Source organism: Persicobacter sp. CCB-QB2 (genome assembly GCF_001274635.1).
In the GTDB taxonomy this organism is placed as follows: domain Bacteria; phylum Bacteroidota; class Bacteroidia; order Cytophagales; family Cyclobacteriaceae; genus Persicobacter; species Persicobacter diffluens.
This window is the reverse complement of record NZ_LBGV01000001.1, coordinates 2,118,927-2,140,666: the sequence shown is the minus strand read 5'-3', so window position 1 is coordinate 2,140,666 and position 21,740 is coordinate 2,118,927. Positions and strand designations below refer to the sequence as shown.

Here is a 21,740-nt window from a genome sequence, read left to right as displayed (position 1 = left end):
AATTAATACGAATGGAATTTTAGGAATAACCACACCCTTTTGATCATTGTGCTCGCATCCATCCTAATCCCAAAAATTTGCGCAATTTGTGGCAACAACTATCACCCAACCCTTTTAAAAAAAATCGTGTTAATTCGCGCAATTCGTGGTTTCTTTCTCGCGACCAACTTCCATTTAGTAAATTTCGAGGCTACATTCTGCGGATTTGGATGGGTTCGTAGTGATGCTCGCACGGCTCGCTGTAACACTACGACCAGTGTAGTCGTAGTGATGCTCGTACGGCTCGCTGTAACACTACGACCAGGGTAAGTTCCCTTGAGTATTGCTCTCGCAGCCAAATAATCCCAAAAATTTGCGAAATTTGTGGCAACCATCATCTTCCAACGCTTTCAAAAAAATAGAGTTATGGTAATAAACGCTTTCCACTCCGAAATGCAACAAATCTCCCAAGACCACTTTTTAAGTTAGCAGCTTTGCAATTGGCCGGATAGCTGGGAGGATCGGCGATGGTTTTGAAGATAATTCGTAAGATTTACAGGATTTTCCAGAGGGCGATCCTCCAATAGTGGCGTAATAGCGCGATTATTTTCATGAAAGGGCATGCCGGTACTACCAACCTCTACCAAAATGGAGATGGGGCTTAATTGTTTTTTTGGTAAATGTGGCTGGTATTCCATTAGGCTGAAAACAGCCGGAATGCAAGGGATTGCCACTTTCGTAAAGCGCTTTCGCCGCATTCGTTTTTTTTGTACAAGGGAGGTTCTTCGGCCAAAGAAAGCTCTTCCCCAATCCAATCGACTGCCGCCCATTCGATAATGAAAGCCAAATTTTCTTTTTCGCCAGTATGGTAGGTGAAATACAAAGGGGGTAGGAGCTCCGCCGTGGAGGTGGAGAGAGAAAGTCCGATGATGGTAATGAAGTTTGGGTAAAAGCTTTATGAATTTCAAAAACGGGTCGTGCACGGCTTTTATGGCTTTGAGGGTGCCATGCTTTTTGTTTTTAATGAAGAATTTCCCTGTCCGTAATAGTAAGGCCATATGTCTCCTTACTTCCGATTGCTCCGTAGCGGATCTAGCCTGATAAATGCCGTCTTTGCTGTTTCGCTTAATTTCACGGCAAATAGTGGCTCGTGACCGGCCTAGCTGGCGGGCGATGGCAGCGGGCCGGTGGTGCTGAAGGAGTGCCTGCTCAATATGGTGTCTTTCGCTATAGGAGAGTTGTTTCATTTTAATATTGTCGCAAGTATCTCGGACTAAAAGGATTTTGACTTGTTGTATTTTAGAAGTATAGAGGGAATTAGCCTGATTTATGATTGGGAATTCACGATGATGAGTTTATATAATTCATGCTTTTATTTCTCTCTCCCTGAGAATGCCTCGGGCGTAGTGATGCTTGCGCAACTTCCCGTAACATTACGACCAGTTTAGCGCTCCTGCGCCCAAATAATCCCATAAATTTGTGGCAGCAACCACCACCCAAACCTTTCAAAAAATTAGTGTTAATTGGCGTAATTCGTGGTTTCCTTCTCGCGCCCAACCAAAATCCATAAATTTGTGGCAAAAATCAATGGTTATTAAAAAGGCAGACCTTTAATAGGCCTGCCTGCTCCTTCGGGACAAATAAGCTTAGGAAGCGGTATAGTCAGTATCTTCGAAAGTGACTGTTCCGGCACCTAAAGCACCATTGGTGAATTCGGTGCATAATGCTGTTCCGAGTTCCACCAAATCGGCGATGGCATTCATGGTTTGCGCCATCTCGTGGGCTTCCATGATGTCCTTATCCACCCCTTTTGATAATGTTCGCTTCAATTTTGCCAGGGCGGCTTGTAGTCCCTGCATCTTTATCTGATCATCGATCAGACTGTCTTCATCCACGGGGTTGTCCAGGCTGTACTGAAGTGCAGAAATCTCACCTTCCCTTTTGCGGATGTCAGATTGTAATTTGGTTAACTTTTTCTCATCCACGATCTCGCTGAATTGATCATTGGACAAGTCTTGTCTTAGCCCTTTGATCATAAAGCTGACCTGTGCTAAGAATAGTCTAAAGGCCTCAACCGATGGGAATTTTCCCAGCTGGGAGGCAATGTCAGGTAATAATGTTAAGGTATTTTGCATTTAACTTTACATTTGTTAGAAATTGGTCCCGAAGGTTGTAGCAAGAACGAGCCTGCCACTGGCTTGTTCGTCATTTTTTTGGCCAGCCAAATCGGATTTTCATCCTTTTCGATTGCGTTTTTAGGGATTTCCATTTTTTTATATTTTGAAGATTAGCTTGTTTCAGGTGGAAACAGCCTTATTTCTTATATATTTTTCGGACTTCGTTTTTTTTTCTAAATGTTAGAAATGAGCATGTTTTCTTTCTTTTTGTTGTATTTATCGCAAGGGTGGACTCCATATTCGGAATGCCTGGTTTAATAGAAATCGTGGGCAAAATCCGCGGTATTGTATAGGGTCGAGCAGTGAGGATGTAGTTTTTTTGCCACAAATTTCCCAATTTAACACGAATGGAATTTTAGGAATAGCACTTGTAATGGGGTTATTAAGCACAATGCCCTTTTGATCATTGCACTCCCGCTCAAATAATCCTAAAAATTTGCGAAATTTGTGGCAACAACTAACACCCAACCCTTGCAAAAAATTAGTGTTAATTCGCGTAATTCGTGGTTTCTAACTCGCGACCAACTTCCATTTAGTAAAATTCACGGGCAAAATCCGCGGCTTTGTATGGGGGCGCAGTGATGCTCGCACGGCTCGTAGTAACTCTACCCTAGCCTTGTGAGCGATAAGTATCCTTGGTTTTTATTGTATTTTATTTATAGAGTTTCTATTTTAAAATAAAAAGACTATGGGGAATTATAGGGATTACGGTTATGCTACTTCTGGTTTTCGTCATGCACATTCATACCTTGTATCACCAGTTGAGGAGATGTTAGACAATAAGAAAAATCGGAAAATATTAGACGTGGGATGTGGTAATGGTGCAATAGCCAATTTTCTAATAGACCGGGGTTTTGATGTCTTTGGAACAGATGCAAGTGAAAGCGGAATACGAATAGCTAATGAAATGAATGAAGGGCGTTTTTTCATTCAGGATTTAGAATCGGATGAGGTGCCTTTTCAAATCCAAAGTTTAAATTTTGATACGATTATTTCCACCGAAGTAGTAGAACACCTTTATGCCCCTCGAAAGTATATTAGTTTTTGTAAAAATGTGCTATTGAAAAACGGTGGCGGTGAAATTATTATTAGTACCCCCTATCATGGATATTGGAAAAATTTGATCATGGCTGTTTTTGGCAAGTGGGATAAACATTTAACAGTTTTATGGGATGGAGGGCATATCAAGTTTTGGTCTAAAGAGACGCTAAGCAAATTGTTGGAGGAACAAGGGTTTGAAGTGGTCGCTTTTAAAGGGGTCGGTCGAATTCCATTTGTCTGGAAGAGTATGATAATTAAAGCCAGGTTGTAATCAGGTGAGAGCTACAAATTTGAGGGAGCTTATAGGCTATTGATACGCACACGGCTCGCTATAACAATGCCCCTTTTTTTAGCCACCAATATCACAAATTAACGCGAATTGAAAATTATTTTGGGTAGTGGGAGGAGAGAGGATTTTATGGTTAAAACCATGCCTAACGCTTTCATAAAATTTACGTTAATTCGCGCAATTCGTGGTTTCCTTCTTTTGGCCAACTTTCATTCAATAAACTTTTTGGCTTGTATGGGGTCGTAGTGATGCTCGCACGGCTCGCTGTAACACTACGACCAGTGTAAGCTCGCACGGCTCGCTGTAACACTACGACCAGTGTAAGCACCCATTTTTAGAACCCTCGCGCCCAACCCAATCCCAAAAATTTGCGAAATTTGTGGCTACAACCACCGCTCAATGCCTTCAAAAAAATTAGTGTTAATTAGCGCAATTCGTGGTTTTATTCTCGCGTTTAACTCCATTCCCCACCTTTTCAATTTTATTACCCATACAAAGCCTTTGCGTTTTAACTCCAATAGTCTTGCACGATCAGTCTCTTGCCAATCCTACTTTTTAAGGGAATAGTTTTAAAAGAGAAAAGCAAACCCTATCGAAAAGCCTATCCAAGCTTGATTTTTATCAGCCTTCGCCCCTCATTTTGTTTTAATTCCCTCCTTTAGGACCCAAAGTCAATCTTATAATTTTGTAGGATTTGTTGATTAACAATAAGGTAATAAAGGTCTTTAACTCATTGAAAATTAATGCGATAAATTTCATTTATTACAAATCGGCTTTTTCACTTTAGCACGAATAAAGTGAGGGGGCTTGTGCAAACCAAAGCATTGTGCAATATTGCATAGGATTTTTCCCCTTATAATTTTACTTCTATCAGGTAATGGCCTAAGGGAAAGCAGGGTAGGTTTCGGCGATGGGACTGAGCGGGCGAAGCTGTAGCCCGACGGATTTGATTTCGAATATTATTTACCAGGCTTATTCAACCTTACAAAATTTAAAAACCCTATACATGTTGCAAAGATTACTTCAGGCGAGCCTGTTTATGGCGGTTTGTGCTTTACTTTTTTCTTCCTGCGTCACCAGGAGGAATTCGGTTTATTTGCAGCCTTCCGGCGACAATAAAAAGAAAAACATCACTTTTGATGAAATCTACAGTGAGTTTGAACGCAAGGAGCATCAATACCACTTGAAACCCGGAGATGTGGTCAGTATTAAGATTGGATCTTTGACTAATTCGGAGTTTGATTTTATCAATCAATATGCCGTGCAGATGGGGGAGTTTTTATATTTGTCTCCTAAGACCAATGTAAACAATTCTGCTGGAGGTAACCAAATTGCTGTAAACAATCGAGTTCAACAAACTCAAATTGCAGATAAGGTCATGTATTCAGATGAGGGGAAGCCGATTGCTGTGGGGGAACCTCAATCAACAGGTTTTGTTGTGGATAAGGAGGGTAATATTGAATTACCAAATTTGGGTATTATTCCTGTCCGTGATATGACGCTTGTGGAGTTGGAAAATGCAGTGAACAGTAAGTTGGGAGGCTTTTTTGAGAATCCGGAAGTAAGGGTGCAGCTATTGAACTTCAGCTTTATTGTTTTGGGAGAAGTCAATAATGAAGGGCAATTCAATACTTATAAAGACAATACGAATCTCTTTGAGGCCTTGGCCATGGCGGGCTCTCCTGCAGAATTTGCCGATAAGAGCAAGATCAAAGTCGTGCGGGAAGATGGCAGTTCTTCAGAAGTAGCCTATGTAAACCTATTGGACGAAAGCTTTCTTTCTTCTCCTTATTATTATATTCAGCCAGGGGATGTTATCATCGTGCCCCCATTGGGCGCCAAAGCTTTCCGCAAATATGGTATTCCCGATGCCATGAACTTTGTGGCGCTGACCAGCTCTTTAGTCTCTATTATTGCATTAATTTATTCAGCCCGATAGAAAGATGACCGAACAAAGTCAGGAATTACAGGATATTTTGCGCTTGATTAACAAACTAAAGCGCAACTGGTATGTGGGAGCAGGGCTGGTTTTTGTCGGCTTGCTATGTGCTTTCGTTTATTTACGCTATGCCTCCAAAATTTATGTGGTGAATAGCCAAATTGTCAGCAAACGTTGGGAGCAGCAAGGGGGGAGTAGTAGTTTTTTGCCCATACCTAATGAGTTAAATAAACTGTTATGGAAGGATGTGGACATTCGAAAGGAAATCGCCATTATTACGCATGAGGATAATCTGAAGGAAACGATTAAACGGATGAATATTCAAACGACTTATTTTGCGGAAGGCAAAATAAAGCGTTCAGAATTGTATCCGGCACAATTGTATCAGGTAGTATTAAACGATAAAAATGATGAATTGAATGGTCCTTACGGCCTTGTATTTTCTATTGACTTTAATGAGGATAAAAGTTTTAGCTTAGAATTAGATGACCCTTTAAATCAATGGGCTCCTTTATTGGAGAAAAAACAATATCAGGAAGGAGAGGAAATAACCTTAGGGGCCTTCAGTTTTAAAGTTAATTTTATACAAGGGGAGTTTGGGAGCAAGCAAGATTTGCCTAATGGTCTTCAGTTTGTCATTAATGATTTGGACTATTTGGCTGATGTTTATAAAGAGCGCCTAAACATTAATTGGGTGGAAGAGGGGTCCTCTCTATTGGGCGTTTCTATTCAGGGGGAAACACCCTATAAGGAAATGATTTTCCTATCTACTTTTTTTGAAGTAATAGAAGAAAGCTCCATAGAAAAGAAAAATGCCAGTCTGAATCAGGTGTTGAGCTTTGTAGATCAGCAGTTATTTAATCTGAGTGATTCCCTGAATCGCTTCGATGAGGCCATCAATCAGTTTGCCCTGGAGAACTGGGAGTATCTTCAAGGGGATACTTCTTATTTGGCCAGTTTGAAAGATGTGGAGTACAGCCGCATGCAGCTGGAAATGCGTAACCGCTATATTGATTATCTGGAGGCTTACCTGATTGAGAAAAGAGCTGAAGATGTGTTTGCGCCTAATGCTTTGGGACTTGATATTCCCCTGCTGCAGGAATTGGTTATGCAGTATGTGGAGCTAAAATTGGAGCAAAAGGCTTTTAAAGTAAAGGCCAATGAGATGAACCCTTTGGTGAATAAAGTGGCACGGCAGGTAGAGCGGATTGAATTGAGCATATTGGAGAATATAGCCAATATGAGGAGGGAATACGCCTATCAGGGTGGGGAATTAGATAAGGAACGTAAGAAATTATTAGCGGGGCTGGGTGATCAGCATACCAGTGCCAAGCTGATGTCCAAAATGGACCGGATGTATAAACTGAATGAAGACATTTCCACCATGCTTATGCAGAAAAAAATGGAGATTGCCATTATGCGGGCCGGAGCTACTTCGGATTATGAGGTGATGGTAAAGCCAAAGATTTCTAATAATGCAATATCCCCAAGTAAAAAGATGGTATTGGGTATAGGGAGTTTTGTTGCTTTGTTGCTTTTTGTGGGAATTTATTATTTTAACATTATTATTGAAACAAACGTGACAATAAAGGAGGATGTGGAAAGATTAACAGGTATTAGTGTTATTGGAGCTGTTTATAAAGGGAAGGCAAGTAGACCAATTTTGGATGATCCGGTTAGTGCTGTTTCAGAGAGTATTAGGCAATTGAGAGCATCTTTATTTATGTTAAAATCAAACAAAGGTGCTCACATAATATTATTGTCCTCTGCTATGCCAGGAGAAGGGAAAACTTTTCTTGCCTCTAATCTTTCGTGGGCAAATGCGCTGGCAGGAAAAAAGACACTTTTGATTGGTGCTGATTTGAGGAAACCTACCTTACATAGATATTTTGATATTGAGAAGGATAGTAAAGGTTTAAGTAATTACTTGACGTCGCAGTATGCTGGCTTTCAGGATGTTTTATTTTCTCCTCATAAAGAGCTTGATGTCCTTCCTAGTGGAATTATTCCACCAAATCCCTCTGAATTATTGATGTCAGAAAAAATGAATCTTTTAATTCATGAACTAAAGGATAAATACGAGGTGATTATCATTGATACAGCTCCTATTCATGTCGTATCAGATGCTATGTCTTTAGTTGAACTAGTAGATACAAAGGTTTTAGTAGTTAGGCAAAATAAAACCCCAAAAAAGATATTGAAAGGAATACGAGAAAGAAAAATGGACATATACTTGGATAATACTTTTCTTGTCTTTAATGATGTCGATTTGAAAAGTTCTGATACGCAGTACAGTTATTCTTATCGATATGGAGAAGGATATTATGCCGAGTAAGTTAAAAAATATTTTCCGGTTCAAATTTAAATCAAGCAGTAACCAAGCCTTTTTATGGAGTGGGGGTAATGTTTTTGTAAATATTATTAAACAATTGCTTATTGTTCCTTTTTTTTTAGATGTCGTTGGGGGCGAGCAATATTCAATTTGGTTAATAGCAAACTCTTATGTATTTATTATACGTTCATTGAATTTAGGCAACTTGAATTTCTGTTCAAATGAAGTGAATTTAATGACTTATAAGGGTGAGTTAAAATACCAAGATATAAGTAATGGTTTTTCAGGGATTGTGGTTGGGTTAATTATACAAGTGAGCTTAGGTTTTTTACTGGCAATGATCGGAATTTTCTTTCAGGACATGTCTATAGGCTTAGGGTTGTTTGGCTTTGCTTTTATTCTATTGTTACTTGCGCGGTTGTTGAATCAGGTATTTATTATCTTTTTTCTCAGGCTTCTTGAGCCTATAGGTAAGATCCACTTACGAATAAAATATGAGGTGTTTAACGATCTTGGTGAAGTGATATTGATAATTATAAGTCTGGTATTATTTAGATCACTATCTGCAGTTATTATACTTTTGTTTTTGTTTCAGGTTATTTTTACTTTTTTCATTTCTTATATGCATTGGGGGTTGTTTCACTCTTTTTTAAGAAATGCCAGATTATCGTTTATTGGTGGAGTGCAGTATACTAAGCGAACTTTTGGGTTGCTTATAAGCTTTTTGTTCGATAAATTTTATGAAAATGGTTTAATAGCTTTTATTGGTCTTTTGTTTACTCCACTTTTTGTCCCTATTTTTTCAACCACAAAGGTCGTGTCCAATTTTTGTTTAAAATGTTCGACTGTGTTTACAGAACCATTGTTGCCTGAGTTACAAAAGCAATATGTTTCTAATAGTAAGGAACGATTGCTGGATTTTTTTTCTTTTTATTGGGGAGTATCAAGTGTGATGATTGTTACGACGCTTTTGATTTTGTTTCCCTATATTGAACAGGTGTTTTTAACCTGGACGCGTGGTGAATTGGATTTTAGTATGGAATTGTTTTTATGGACCTTTTTGGGTGTATTTTTTTTAAATTTCAATAATGTAGTTTTGCAGTTCTTTAAGAGGATAAGTGAGTCTAAATTGTTATTGCGCTATTCCTTTTTGAGAGCAGTATTTATTTTTTCGGGACTATTTTTAGTTTTATTATTGGATGTTGACTTTTATAATGTTGGTCTGGTTATTTGTTTTTCCGAATTGGTTGGGTTGATTTTTTTAATATTAGAGTTAGATGAGTTTTTGGGTTTGCCTTATTTGAGGGTAAAGATTTTCCCGTTTATTATTACAAATATTTCTTTTACTTTCGGTGTTTGTTTATTTGTTTTTTATGGTTTTTCTTTATATAGCTTTAGTATTATATCAATTTGTATTTCATTATACTCAATATATTCTAAAAGAAATATGATTAAGGATTTTATTCAAGTGTGAGGTCGTTATTTTAGTTTGAAGTTGTTTTTATATGTATACATGTTTATTCTTTGTTGTTAGAGTTTATAGGAGGTTTTTACGGGAATGCGCGACTTTTTTTTGGAAGATTTTCATACATCATACTGGTGGGGTAATTATGTTTGGGCAGGGAGTATCCATATCTAGGCCTAATAATATTTTTCTTGAGGGTGATTTTCTTGTGGAGAAAGGCGTTGTATTTTCTACTGAGTTGGGATTTGATAGTGGGGTGGCAAAAATAGGTGATAAAGTTAAAATTTGCTCAAGTTCGGAGATTGATTATACTGGGGGACTAATAATTGGAAATAATGTGGTAATCTCTCGAAATACTAAGATTTTTACTCATTCACATGGCTACAATCCTAATTCAAGGCCGATAAAAAAGAGTCTTGCTATTGGGCAGAATGTTTGGATTGGAGCTTCTGTTATTGTGTGTGAGAATGTTGAATTTATAGGCGAAGGGTCAATAATTGCAGCAGGTTCTGTGGTAACAAAATCAGTACCTAAAAATACAATTGTAGGTGGAAATCCTGCGCGTTTTATAGGTAGAAAGGATTGACCATGGATCTGTCTATTTTTATTGTTGCCGTTTGGTTTCTTTTTTTGTATATATGGGGGATGCGTTTATTTAGAAAAGTGGATGTTTTTTTTCCAAGTAAAATTATGTCTTTTATTTTTCTAGTTAGGAATGTTCCATATATATTTTTTACTGCTTTTGATGAATCCTTTTTCAACGAACGAGTTTTACGTTATTTTAATAATTATGCTAATATTGCTTTAGATTGGGCTTTTTTAAAATATGCGTTTGTTCAAACAGTTGCTTTCATTTCACTTTTAGCTGGGATTTATTATGGTTCTTCGAGTTTTAAGCCAAGTTTAGATTATTCAAGAAGTTTGAATATAGATCGTAAGCCACTTTTTTTAAGTGTTTTTATTTGTTCTCTTATTGCGTTGGCGGGATATGTTTCTTTCGTAAAAAGTTTAGGTGGAATTCAAGTTCTTCTAACTAATTTGCATGATAGAGTAGCTTTGCAAAGTGGTCAACATGGTTTGAAGTTGAGGCCTTTACTGGGGATGTCTACTGTATTTCTTCTAATTTTGCAGAAAGATAAGAAATCGTTTTTTGGTTATTTGCTTATAATTTGTTGGGTGTGTTTAACAATATTTGTTTTTTCGTCAACTGGGGCCGAAAGGATACTCTTTATTTAGTTGTTATGCTTCTTTCTGCTTATTATTATTATGTAAATAAAATTGAATTTTCACTTAAGAATTTTTGGAGGTTTTCCCCATTTTTTGCTCTAATTTTCTTTTATGTTTTTTTTGTTCCTTTGCTAAGGTCAAAAAATGGGTTTGATAATATTATTTCAGGACGAACTAGTATTGTTAATGAATTAGGTGTTTCCGATTTTTTTTCTAATTTATCTTATACTTACATAGATGTTTTTACTGTAAATCATTTTGATAAGGATAATATTTGGAGGTTTTCTTCCTTAGGAACTATTCCATCCAATTTATTCCAGCGAAATATACCATCTGAAGAAAGGCCTCCAATTGATGAAGGAATGTATTTTGTGAGTACTATTGTTAGAGGGAAAAACTATGTGCCTTTAATCCCAAGAAACCATTTAAGGGAATTTTCTTTCCCTATAGAAAACATGGGGTTTGGTTATGCGAATTTTCTGTTATTAGGGGTTGTTTTAGCTTTTTTTGGTTTAGGAAGATTTAATGTTTTTTTATATAAATTGATGTGTAATACAAATTATTCTCCTTTTTGGTTTTATTTGTATTTATATTCAGTCTTTAATTTTAATTTTAGTAGTCTAAGGCTTATGAATATGATTACAACATGTAGTTTATTGTTGTTTTTTTACTTTATTTATACTTTAACCAGAGTCTTTTACCATGGACGTTGATTATTATATTAATAGCATAGAAGTTAAATCTGGTGGGCCGTCGCGGAGTTTAACTGGCCAGATTTCTGCTTTGTTAGAAAAGGATATTAATTTTAAAGGTCAGTTGAATTGTTTTTATATTGAGGATCCAATAGTGAATAATTTTGCAACAAGTCGTTTTAAGATTAATTTAGTCGATTTTTTTGCTCTCACAAAATTTCTAGTGTTCTTTCGAAGTTTGAATAAATTCAAAATTGTTCATTTGCAAGGGGTTTGGGAATGGCAATTTTTAATTATTTTGATGATCGGTTTGTTTAAAGACCTAAATATTGTGATTTCACCACGAGGAATGTTAGAGCCATGGGCTCTTAAGGAAGGAAGGTTGAAAAAAAAGGTGTTTTTGCTTTTTTTTAGGCTTCTATTGAGCAAGAAGTGCGTTTTTCATTGTACTGCCAAAAGTGAATTGAGAAGTATTAGAAGTTTAGGGTTTGAAAATCCAATCTCAGTTATTTCAAATGGAATAAACCTTAATCTTTATTCGCCCGCATCAATGCAAACTAAGCCGAAAGGGGAAAAGACTATACTGTTTCTTTCCCGAATACATAAAAAGAAAGGTTTGGAAAATCTAATTAAAGCTTGGCGTAACATTGAATCAGGGTTTAAAAGGGGCTGGAGACTACAAATTGTTGGAAATGGTTGTCCAAGATATATAGCTGATATTCGATCATTTATTAATGAAGTGGGGCTAGAAAATGAAGTGTATTTATTGCCTCCCTTATTTGGTCATGATAAACAAAAAAAATATCATGAGGCTGATTTATTCGTTCTTCCCACCTACAGCGAAAATTTCGGCATTGTAGTAGCAGAAGCTTTGGCATGTGGTGTTCCTGTGATAACGACAAAAGGCACTCCATGGGAAGAATTAAGTACGCGAAATGCGGGTTGGTGGATTGATATTGGGGTAGATCCACTTGTTAAGGCGCTGGAACAAGCGCTCCAATTACCCTCTTCTGAATTGAGAGAGATGGGAATGCGGGGAAGAAAATTGGTGGAAGACCATTATTCCATAGAGGCGGTAGCCGAAAAAATGGCTTTGCTTTATGAATGGATTTTAGGGAAAACGGAAAAACCGGATTTTGTTTATTTAGATTAAGATGGAGGAACAGCAGGTCGATTTATCCAAATATGTCAATAATTTAGGGCGCTGGCATCAAATGAAAAGGTTGTTATGGCAAATCATTTGGGGCCTTTTCGCACGACCATTGCCCCGGAGTGTGGGAATGCCCTGGAAGCGCTTACTGGTACGCTTATTTGGAGGGAAGGTGCACGGCACGGCCAATATTTATTCATCGGTTAACATTTATGCACCTTGGAACCTGATAATGGGCCCATATTCCTGCCTTGCCCAGAGGTGGATTGCTATAATGTGGCGCTGGTCACTATTGGCCCTCATGCTACTGTTTCTCAAAAGACTTATTTGTGTACCGCCTCCCATGATATTATGAATGCTGATAATCCATTGATTACAGCGCCGATAATGATAGAAGACCAGGCATGGGTCGGCGCAGATGCATTTATTGGTATGGGGGTGAAAATTGGACAGGGGGCTGTGGTTGGCGCCCGGGCAGCTGTTTATAAAGATGTTAATTCCTGGGAAGTGGTTGGGGGTAATCCGGCCCGTTTTATTAAAAAACGAATAATTCAGTAGTTGTGCTAGACATATCAGTGATTATCCTCACCTATAATGAGGAAAAGCATATTGAAAGATGTATCAATAATGTAAAAGGTTGGGTCAAGGAAGTTTTTATTGTGGATTCTTTTTCTTCTGATAAGACGGTGGCTCTGGCTCAAAAAATGGGCGCTCAGGTTTTTCAAAATAAGTGGGAGAAAAACTATGCCAAGCAGTTTAATTGGGGCTTAGCTAATTTGCCTATCACTGGAGAATGGGTTTTAAGACTTGATGCAGATGAATACCTTTTACCTGAATTGGTGGCTGAACTTCAGGACAGGTTGCCCAATATAGAGTCGAGGGTTTCTGGTATTACCTTTAAAAGAAGACATATATTTATGGGGGATTGGGTAAAACAGGGCGTCTATCCCGTTAAATTGTGTCGACTATTTCGTAAAGGAAAGGGAGTTTGTGAACAGAGGTGGATGGATGAACACATTGTTTTAAAGTCAGGAACTGATTTGGAGTTTGAGCATGATTTTGTGGATCATAATTTGAATAATTTATCCTGGTGGATTGGAAAACATAATGGGTATGCCATAAGAGAGGCAATTGATTTGCTGGATATGGAATATGGTCTTATATCAAAAGAAACAGTGCCTCAGGATTTGGAATTAAATAGGCAGGCAGATTCTAAGCGGAGTAAAAAATATAAATACATGCGGCAGCCCCTTTTTGGGCGGGCTCTGGCCTATTTCATTTATCGCTATTTTTTCAAAATGGGCTTCAGAGATGGGAAGGCTGGTTTTATGTGGCATTTTTTTCAAGGCTGGTGGTACAGGACTTTGGTGGATGCCCAAATTTTTGAAATTAAGCAAAAATGTGGAGGTGATACCACAGCCATTAAGCAATATATTGCAAAGGAATATCAGATTCAGCTTTAATGAAGATTTCTATTATTACAATCTGTTTTAATGCAGAGGAGACCCTGCAAAGTACCCTTGATTCCGTAGCTTCACAGGATTATCACAATATAGAATACATCGTAGTGGATGGTGGTTCCTCGGATGGGACAATGGATTTAGTGAAAGCCTGCTCAAGGGTAGACCGCTGGGTAAGTGAACCAGATAAGGGGCTGTATGATGCCATCAATAAGGGCATTGGCATGGCGTCGGGAGATTATGTGGGCTTGATCCATGCGGATGATTTTTTTGCTTCACCGAATGTGATTTCGAATATGGTGGCCTTGCTGCAAGAGCGCGGAACGGATGGGTTATATGCTGATCTGCAATATGTGCAGCAGGCCGATACAGATCAGGTGCATCGCAACTGGGTGTCGGAAGGCTATGACGTGCAGGAATTTTATAAGGGCTGGATGCCGCCGCATCCTACTTTTTACTGTAAGCGAGAATTGTTTGCGGAGCTGGGCGGCTATCGCCTGGACTTTGGTTCTGCTGCGGATTATGAACTGATGTTGCGCTTTATGGTAAAGCATAAAATATCGATGAGCTATTTGCCGGAGGTGATGGTGAAGATGCGCGTTGGCGGTGCGAGTAATGTGAGCTGGCAGGCGCGCTGGAAGGCGAATCAAATGGATGCCAGGGCTTGGGAGGTAAATGGATTGGAGCCGAAGTTTTATACGCGTTATGCAAAGCCTTTGCGTAAGCTGGTGCAGTTTTTTTGATCTTTTTGCCACAAATTTCACAAATTAAAGGGATTTTGAGTTGGAGTGATGAGGGGAGTCCACAGATAAGTGGGATTGATGGGATTGGGTTGGATTGATGAAATGGGTCCACAGATATTATTCAAGAGCTTCTTCTTTAAAAAATCATTCGAGAAAATTCGGGTCATTCGTGGCTAATATCTCGCGTACAACTTGCTTAAAATAATTCGTGTTAATTAGTGCAATTAGCGGTTTCTTTTTCCTCGTCCAACAATAATCCAAAAAATTTGTGAAATTTGCGGCAAAAAACTCGCATCTAAATTTCCCTCACAAACACTCCTCCAGTTTAGATTCAATCTAAAGTATAGAAATAAAATTCATGAAATTTAGCTTTCATTTGACCTCCAACTATACTTTCATTTAATTTAAATTAATAAAGCACATTACCTTATTTTGAAAAAATTGGGTGTTTTATTAGGAAATTGCACATAAAGTGCCTTCGATTACCGTCAGGCCATTATATCTTTTTTATTTTCAGGCATTTATTGGCTTTATCATTTTTATGCTTGGATTTATCAATGTAAGTGCTCAATTTTGAGATCATTACACCCATCAATTCTTGGCGCTTGTAGCCAGTGAAAGACCATTTTACCTATGAATATTGAAATTCAGTTCCCCTTTGAATTACAAGCTCTAGTGGCCTTTATTGCCGCCCTCAGTTTTGCTTTTATTTCCATTCCTGTGATTATAAATGTTTCTTTAGCCAAGGGATTGTTTGATGAACCCAATGGCAGAAGTTCGCATATGCGGGTGACGCCGACGCTGGGCGGGGTAGCCTTATTCATTAGTTTATTGTTAAGCTATTTGTTGGTGGGCGGGGAATTTTTGACCAGCCGGATGCAATATATTTTTGCTGGCGTGGTGATCATCTTTTTTATAGGGATTAAGGATGATATTTTGGTGATTGCCCCTATGAAGAAATTGGCGGCGCAGATAGTGGCGGCTTTAATTGTGATTTTACTGGCAGATATTCGCATAGGCTCCATGTTTGGAATCTTCGGGGTTAACGCTTTGCCTTATTGGTTTTCTGTAGTAGTAAGCGTTTTCGTATTTGTGGTCATGATTAATGCCATTAACCTGATTGATGGTATTGATGGCCTGGCTGGGGAATGGGCATTGTGATGACCAGCTTTTTGGGCGTATGGTTTTATGCGAATGGTTTATATTCCATGGCCCTTTTGGCGACGGTGATGATCGCTGGTCTCCTAGGCTTTTTAAGGTTTAATTTTTCCAAGGAGCGTAAGATTTTTATGGGAGATACCGGCTCCTTATTGCTAGGTTTTATATTGGCGGTTTTAAATATTCAGTTTATCCATTTGCATGAGCAGCCGGAAGCCCTGAAATATGCCTTTCATTCTGCTCCTTCTATGGGGATTTTGCTTTTTGCGATTCCTTTATTTGATACCTTGAGGGTTTTCTCCATTCGCCTATCTCAAAAGAAATCGCCTTTCTTTCCGGATCGCAATCATATTCATCATATCTTTTTGGATAAGGGTCTGGTGCATTGGAAAGCAACGGTTTTGATTTGCGCTTTTAATATTTCTTATGTATTACTGTTTACCTATGTAGTGGAAGCCCTTTCGATCCCGATGTCCTTTTTATTCATTGGGGTATTGTTCGCTTTTTACTTTTATGGGATGAACTTGTTGAAGATGCCCATCAAAGGCAGAATGTTCCTAAACCGCTCGGAGGAAGTGATTGAGCGATACGAGCAAATGAAAAAGCGGGCTTAGGTATTTGATCGCCACAAATTTCACAAATTTTTGAGATTTTCTTATATGGTTAGGGTGTTATTGCGGAAAGGGTTACTGAAGTGGTTATCCCTTCTGCCCATTACTTTTTAAGGGTGCTACTATATCAATTATTGAACACTATGTTTTTTACTATCTCTTAAGGCCATATATCATTTATGAAAATTTGTGAAATTTGTGGCAAAAAAATGCTGCATAACATTAAAAAAAAGAATAGTTGTTGAAAATTAGTGCAATTCGTGGTTCCCTATTAATCCTGTTACTTGTGGGGCCACTTTTAGAGGCGTTGGGACAGCGGGCAAGTATTCCCCTGAATGAGGAGGTCTATCATTTGATCGATCGCTTTGAGGTGCTTTCCGGGCGAAACAGTCCGACCTTTCATTCGGCTGTAAAACCCTATCGGAGGGATCAGGTAGTTCCTTTTTTGCAGGGACTGGACCAAAATCAATTTTCTTATGTGGATGATTTTAATTATGCTTATTTATTAAATGATTCCTGGGAGGCGGTAGCGGAAGATTCTTTATGGGGCAATAGTCAAAAGGCCATTTGGAATACTTTTTATAAGAAAAAATCCGACTTTTTAATGGTGAATGAGCCGCGCTTTGATGTTCATTTGAATCCGGTGCTTTACTTTGCCGGGGGAAATGAGCGGCCTGGGCTGGTAGGGGAGAGCGGTACAACTCAAAGGACTTTATTTCAAAATACGAGAGGACTGGAGGTTAGAGGGCAGATAGGTGGTAAAGTAGGTTTTTATTCTTTTATTGGAACGACGCAGGCGGTTTTTCCGGGCTATGTGCATGATCGGACAGAGCAGTATCGTGGTCTTCCTGGCGAAGGAACGATTAAAAATTTCAAGGAAAATGGTTATGATTTTTTTACTTCCAAAGGCTATTTTACTTTCAATTTATTGCCGGAAATAAATGTTCGGGCGGGTTATGATAAAATTAAGATAGGGGAGGGTGAGCGTTCCATGATTTTATCGGATCATGCCAATAATTTTTTATTCACGGAATTAAATACACAAGTCTGGAAGCTGCAATACACCAATATATGGGCGAAGATGATGGCTTTTCCCGCTCAATTTCATGATTATGTATCAGATACTAAAGCCTATTCCAAATGGTTTGCTTTTCATCGCTTGGGTCTGAATATTGGAAAAAAGGCTAACATCGGGGTGTTTGAGACCGTGGTTTATGGTGGACTTGATTCGGCAGGGCATGCTTTCCCAATGCCTTTGGATTTTTTGAATCCCATCATTTTTTTGAGAGGGGCAGAATTGGAAGTAGGTTCCTATGATGGGAAAATGCAATTAGGTTTTGACTGGAAGTGGAATTTTTGGCCCGGCTTGCAATGGTATGGCCAGTTTGTATTGGATGAATTTCATTTAGAATTGTATAAACAGCGGAATGGTTGGTGGGGGCAAAAATATGCTGGGCAAACCGGTTTTAAGTATTTTAATGTGGTGGGTTTGGATAATCTGGACCTACAGGTGGAGACTAATTTTGCGAGACCTTATACCTATAATCATCGAACGGCCTGGAGTGGGATGACGCATTTTGGACAGTCCTTAGCCCATCCCTTGGGTTCTAATTTTTATGAGTTGTTGGGAGTTTTGAGGTTCCAGCCTATTCCACGTCTATCATTTTCCTCCAAAGCGCAATATGCATTATATGGGCAGGATTTTATTGGGGAAGATGGAGATGAAACCAATTTTGGAAGTGACCCTATGAAAAGCTATGAAACTAGAGAACGGGATACCGGAAATTTCATAGGCCAGGGCAATACCACCCGTCAAATTATGCTGGATGTCTTGGCTAGTTACCAATTGAAACACAATCTGTTTTTGGATGGACGCCTTTGGCTGCGGAAACTGATGCCGATTATGACAGAAAGTTATACGGATATGGCATTTGTAGTGAGCATGCGCTGGAATATTGGCTATAGAAGGGATTTTTATTAGGGATGGTTGGTTTTAAAAAAGGACTTAGTCATTATTTAGGCTTGGGGGTTTTATTGCTTTGCTATTTTGGACTATCGTGGAAGACCAATGAAGGGGTTTTTGATCTTTTTAATATGGTTCCGGGAAAGTTTTATATTCCCTTTTCTGGAATTGCTTATTATAATTTTCCGGTACGAGGAGATGGCTTTTGGCTTTATTTGACGCATAGCCCGGTATTTATTAATTATTTGGTTTTTCAACCACTTTTAGTGGTATTGAGTTGTTTGATCATTCTGCTTTATACAAAGGAAAAAAGATATGTTTTTGGTTATTTGATTCTTGGGAGCTTAATCATATTAAATGGGTTGCTGGCCTATTTTTTTTCTCAAAATGGGATTGAACCAGTCACTTTTCAATCCATAGCCATTGGGTCCATTAATATTTTTAAAAGCCCCTTTTTAATGCTATTGATTCTAGCGGTGAAAAAAGGTCAAGAGGAAGGCTTATTTCATTTTTAGCCATTTAAGGCTAAGGAGCCAAAGCATAAAAATTATCGAATAAACGAGGAAGGTAAAGATATAGTGATGGCTGATGTCCAAATACTGGGGGTAATAGAGTTGAATATGCAGTAAAGCGATTACTCGTAAAATGTTGGCCATATAAATGGTGAGCGAGCCCATGATGACCATGGCTAATTTCTTCCACCAGGAACCGGGAATTAACAGCAAGAATCCACAATATATGGGGTAGAGCACCTGCCCATTGCAGGAGTGAGCGATGCCAATGAAAACTTTATCATCTATGCAGACAATTTTTCCGCTACTACCATCGGTCAAGCACATATAAGGCATGGAATCAAAATAAGTATTGATGATTTCAGTGCTGTGATCCGCGACCATGGCGGTTAACCAGGGATCTAAATTGCCATAAGGGGAGAGGAAACCGTAATAGAGAAGCTGCCATAATAAATATAGAGCACTTCCCTTAAGTAGGAAATTGAATGCGCTTTTATTTTCGTGATAAAGTTTGGTGACTTGCTGCATTTTCGTTTTTGATTTATGGGAAGCAATTTAAAGTATTGTAATTAGAATTAGGATAAATGAAACGAGTTTTAATCACCGGTGCTGCAGAATTTTTAGGATGGCATTTATGTGATTGATTCTTAAAGAAGGGTTACCATGTGATCAGGATGGATAATTTCATCACAGTTTCTTAGGAAAATTCACACCATTTATTCCCGAATGAGCATTTTGAATTTTATCATCATGATGTGACTAAATTCGTCAGTGTACCGGGGGATTTGGATTATATCCTGCACTTTGCTTCTCCTGCCAGCCCGATTGATTATTTGGAAATGCCCATTCAGACTTTGAAGGTAGGTTCCTTGGGGACTCATAATTTGTTGGGGCTTGCGAAAGACAAGGGCGCACGTTTTATCATTGCTTCCACTTCTGAGGTTTATGGAGATCCAACGGTTCATCCACAAACCGAAGAGTACTGGGGGAATGTGAATCCGGTCGGCCCTCGCGGGTTTATGATGAGGCCAAGCGTTTTCAGGAAGCGATGACCATGGCTTATCATACCTTCCATGGGGTGAATACGGGTATGGTGAGAATTTTCAATACCTATGGCCCTCGAATGAGACTAAATGACGGTCGTGCATTGCCAGCCTTCCTGTCTCAAGCTTTGCGTGGGGAGGATATTACCATTTTTGGAGATGGTTCTCAGACCCGTTCTTTCTGCTATGTGGATGATTTGGTAGAAGGAATTTTCCGTTTGACCATGTCGGATATTCATGATCCGGTGAATATCGGGAATCCATCTGAAATCACCATTCGTCAGTTTGCGGAAGAGATTGTCGCCTTGACCAATTCCGGTAGCAAATTGGTGTGCAAAGATTTGCCAAAGGATGATCCGAAACAGCGTCAGCCTGATATCAGCAAAGCAAAAGCACTTTTAGACTGGACCCCACAGGTAAGCAGATCAGAGGGTTTGAAGCGTACTTTGGAGTATTTTGAATCAAAAGTAGAAACGCCGGCTTAATTGCAGGTCAAAGGATCAGGTTTTTACTAAATGGGTGAGAACTTCATTTAACCATTAAAAAATTAAAATAATTCGTGTAATTTGCGGCCAATTTCTACACGAAGTTGAATTGAATAAATCATTATGAAAATAGCAGTAGTAGGAACCGGCTATGTCGGTTTAGTTTCAGGAACTTGTTTTGCCGAGACGGGCGTATCCGTTACTTGTGTCGATATTGATGAAAAGAAAGTAAAGCAAATGCAGGACGGGATCGTACCGATCTATGAGCCTGGTTTGGAGAATCTTTTTCATCGCAATATTGAGCAGGGGCGTTTAAAGTTCACTACTTCATTGGAAGAAGGCATTAAAGAGGCGGAAGTAATTTTCTTAGCCTTGCCTACCCCTCCGGGAGCGGATGGTGCTGCGGATTTGAAATATGTATTGAAAGTGGCGGATGATCTGGGCCATTTGTTGGATCACTATGCAGTAATCGTGGATAAATCAACTGTACCGGTAGGTACGGGAGAGAAGGTGCAGGCGGCCATCGCAGCCAATGCCAAGGTGGATTTTGATGTAGTTTCCAACCCGGAGTTTTTGCGCGAAGGGGTAGCGGTAGAGGATTTTATGAAGCCGGACCGTGTGGTGATTGGTTCTACTTCCGAAAAAGCTGCGGGCATTATGGATCAGTTGTATGCCCCATTGGTGCGTCAGGGTAATCCGATTATTCATATGGATTTGCGTTCTGCGGAATTAACCAAGTATGCCGCTAACTCTTTCCTGGCCACTAAGATTACCTTTATGAATGAGATCGCCAATATGTGTGAGCGTTTAGGCGCTGATGTGGATTTGGTGCGTAAGGGCATCGGCACGGATACACGTATTGGTAATCGTTTCCTTTTTGCGGGAATTGGTTATGGTGGTTCTTGCTTTCCAAAAGACGTATCAGCATTGGCGATGTCAGCGGAGGAAGTGGATTATGACTTCCGCATTTTGAAAGCGGTAATGGAGGTGAATCAAAGCCAAAAGACTAAATTAATTTCTAAAGTTTCCCAATACTTTGATGGAGAGTTGAACGGAAAAAAGATTGCCCTTTGGGGATTGGCTTTCAAGCCTGAGACTGATGATATTCGGGAGGCACCTGCCTTGTACAATATTGAAGCTTTACTAGCCGCTGGCGCTGAAGTAGTCGCTTATGATCCGGAAGCTATGGAGAATGTGAAAGGCATTTTGGGTGACCGTATTACATTTGCTCAAAACGAATATGAGGCGCTGGAAGGCGCGGATGCTTTAATGATCATGACGGAGTGGCAATTGTTCCGTACGCCGGATTTGGATCGAATGAAAGCTGCTCTTAATAATCCTGCGGTTTTCGATGGCCGTAACCTTTATGATGTCGCGCAAATGCGTCAGGATGGTTTCTATTATGTCTCTGTTGGTCGCCAGACCGCAGAGGAGCAGGTAGAGGCTTAGGTTTTGTAATGCTGAGGCCTAAGGG

17 protein-coding genes and 2 pseudogenes are annotated in these 21,740 nt (G+C 39.2%); 16 read left to right on the top strand and 3 right to left on the bottom strand.

Going from position 1 to position 21,740, the window contains the following annotated elements; genetic code table 11:
- Window positions 1-464: 464 nt before the first annotated feature.
- Together NG22_RS09420 and NG22_RS09415 are read right to left on the bottom strand one after the other, a co-directional pair.
- Window positions 465-1,226: a helix-turn-helix domain-containing protein gene (locus tag NG22_RS09420; RefSeq protein WP_053405520.1), complete on the bottom strand. Its 762-nt coding sequence runs from the start codon at window positions 1,224-1,226 to the stop codon at window positions 465-467.
- 399 nt (window positions 1,227-1,625) lie between these two features.
- Window positions 1,626-2,114 carry a hypothetical protein gene (locus NG22_RS09415; protein WP_053405519.1) on the bottom strand — a complete coding sequence of 163 codons (489 nt, stop codon included), beginning with the start codon at window positions 2,112-2,114 and terminating at the stop codon, window positions 1,626-1,628.
- Between the two features lie 730 nt (window positions 2,115-2,844).
- On the opposite strand from NG22_RS09415, the gene NG22_RS09410 reads away from it, so the two are divergent.
- The 14 genes and pseudogenes from NG22_RS09410 to NG22_RS09345 all read left to right on the top strand — a co-directional run bounded on the left by NG22_RS09410 (window position 2,845) and on the right by NG22_RS09345 (window position 18,244).
- Window positions 2,845-3,468 (top strand): bifunctional 2-polyprenyl-6-hydroxyphenol methylase/3-demethylubiquinol 3-O-methyltransferase UbiG, encoded by a 624-nt coding sequence (locus tag NG22_RS09410; protein WP_053405518.1) that lies wholly within the window; start codon window positions 2,845-2,847, stop codon window positions 3,466-3,468.
- Between the two features lie 1,024 nt (window positions 3,469-4,492).
- A complete protein-coding gene (locus tag NG22_RS09405; RefSeq protein ID WP_053405517.1) occupies window positions 4,493-5,425 on the top strand; it encodes a polysaccharide biosynthesis/export family protein in 933 nt (310 codons plus the stop codon).
- A gap of 4 nt (window positions 5,426-5,429) precedes the next feature.
- Window positions 5,430-7,760, top strand: coding sequence for a tyrosine-protein kinase family protein (locus tag NG22_RS09400; RefSeq protein WP_053405516.1), 2,331 nt, complete (start codon window positions 5,430-5,432; stop codon window positions 7,758-7,760).
- Window positions 7,735-9,231, top strand: a complete 1,497-nt coding sequence (locus NG22_RS09395) for a hypothetical protein (protein WP_053405515.1) — start codon at window positions 7,735-7,737, stop codon at window positions 9,229-9,231. The genes NG22_RS09400 and NG22_RS09395 overlap by 26 nt, the downstream gene beginning before the upstream one ends.
- Before the next feature lie 136 nt (window positions 9,232-9,367).
- Window positions 9,368-9,808 (top strand): acyltransferase, encoded by a 441-nt coding sequence (locus NG22_RS09390; protein WP_216597615.1) that lies wholly within the window; start codon window positions 9,368-9,370, stop codon window positions 9,806-9,808.
- A gap of 2 nt (window positions 9,809-9,810) precedes the next feature.
- The gene (locus NG22_RS09385) at window positions 9,811-10,458 is read left to right on the top strand and encodes a hypothetical protein (RefSeq protein WP_053405513.1); all 648 of its coding nucleotides are present in this window, start codon (window positions 9,811-9,813) and stop codon (window positions 10,456-10,458) included.
- Window positions 10,459-10,463: 5 nt separating this feature from the next.
- Entirely contained in the window at window positions 10,464-11,162 is a 699-nt protein-coding gene (locus tag NG22_RS09380) for a hypothetical protein (protein ID WP_053405512.1), read from the top strand.
- The gene (locus tag NG22_RS09375) at window positions 11,152-12,294 is read left to right on the top strand and encodes a glycosyltransferase (RefSeq protein ID WP_053405511.1); all 1,143 of its coding nucleotides are present in this window, start codon (window positions 11,152-11,154) and stop codon (window positions 12,292-12,294) included. Before NG22_RS09380 ends, NG22_RS09375 begins: the two co-directional genes overlap by 11 nt.
- A 75-nt stretch (window positions 12,295-12,369) precedes the next feature.
- Window positions 12,370-12,498, top strand: a complete 129-nt coding sequence (locus NG22_RS18210) for a hypothetical protein (RefSeq protein WP_301280966.1) — start codon at window positions 12,370-12,372, stop codon at window positions 12,496-12,498.
- Window positions 12,499-12,510: 12 nt separating this feature from the next.
- Window positions 12,511-12,849 (top strand): hypothetical protein, encoded by a 339-nt coding sequence (locus tag NG22_RS18025; protein WP_216597614.1) that lies wholly within the window; start codon window positions 12,511-12,513, stop codon window positions 12,847-12,849.
- Window positions 12,850-12,851: 2 nt separating this feature from the next.
- Window positions 12,852-13,754 (top strand): glycosyltransferase family 2 protein, encoded by a 903-nt coding sequence (locus NG22_RS09365; protein ID WP_053405510.1) that lies wholly within the window; start codon window positions 12,852-12,854, stop codon window positions 13,752-13,754.
- Window positions 13,754-14,494, top strand: a complete 741-nt coding sequence (locus NG22_RS09360) for a glycosyltransferase family 2 protein (RefSeq protein WP_053405509.1) — start codon at window positions 13,754-13,756, stop codon at window positions 14,492-14,494. Before NG22_RS09365 ends, NG22_RS09360 begins: the two co-directional genes overlap by 1 nt.
- A gap of 633 nt (window positions 14,495-15,127) precedes the next feature.
- A pseudogene (locus NG22_RS18320) lies at window positions 15,128-16,266 on the top strand (glycosyltransferase family 4 protein).
- A gap of 238 nt (window positions 16,267-16,504) precedes the next feature.
- Window positions 16,505-18,244: a hypothetical protein gene (locus NG22_RS09345; protein WP_157600974.1), complete on the top strand. Its 1,740-nt coding sequence runs from the start codon at window positions 16,505-16,507 to the stop codon at window positions 18,242-18,244.
- A 482-nt stretch (window positions 18,245-18,726) separates the two neighbouring features.
- Here the strand turns inward: NG22_RS09345 and NG22_RS09335 are convergent, their stop codons facing one another.
- Entirely contained in the window at window positions 18,727-19,266 is a 540-nt protein-coding gene (locus tag NG22_RS09335; protein WP_053405504.1) for an exosortase/archaeosortase family protein, read from the bottom strand.
- A gap of 146 nt (window positions 19,267-19,412) precedes the next feature.
- Between NG22_RS09335 and NG22_RS09330 the strand changes: the two are divergent.
- Both NG22_RS09330 and NG22_RS09325 read left to right on the top strand, forming a co-directional pair.
- Window positions 19,413-20,266: pseudogene (locus NG22_RS09330) on the top strand (GDP-mannose 4,6-dehydratase).
- Between the two features lie 123 nt (window positions 20,267-20,389).
- On the top strand, window positions 20,390-21,715 hold the full coding sequence (locus NG22_RS09325) for a UDP-glucose/GDP-mannose dehydrogenase family protein (protein ID WP_053405503.1): 1,326 nt from the start codon (window positions 20,390-20,392) through the stop codon (window positions 21,713-21,715).
- Window positions 21,716-21,740: the final 25 nt, after the last annotated feature.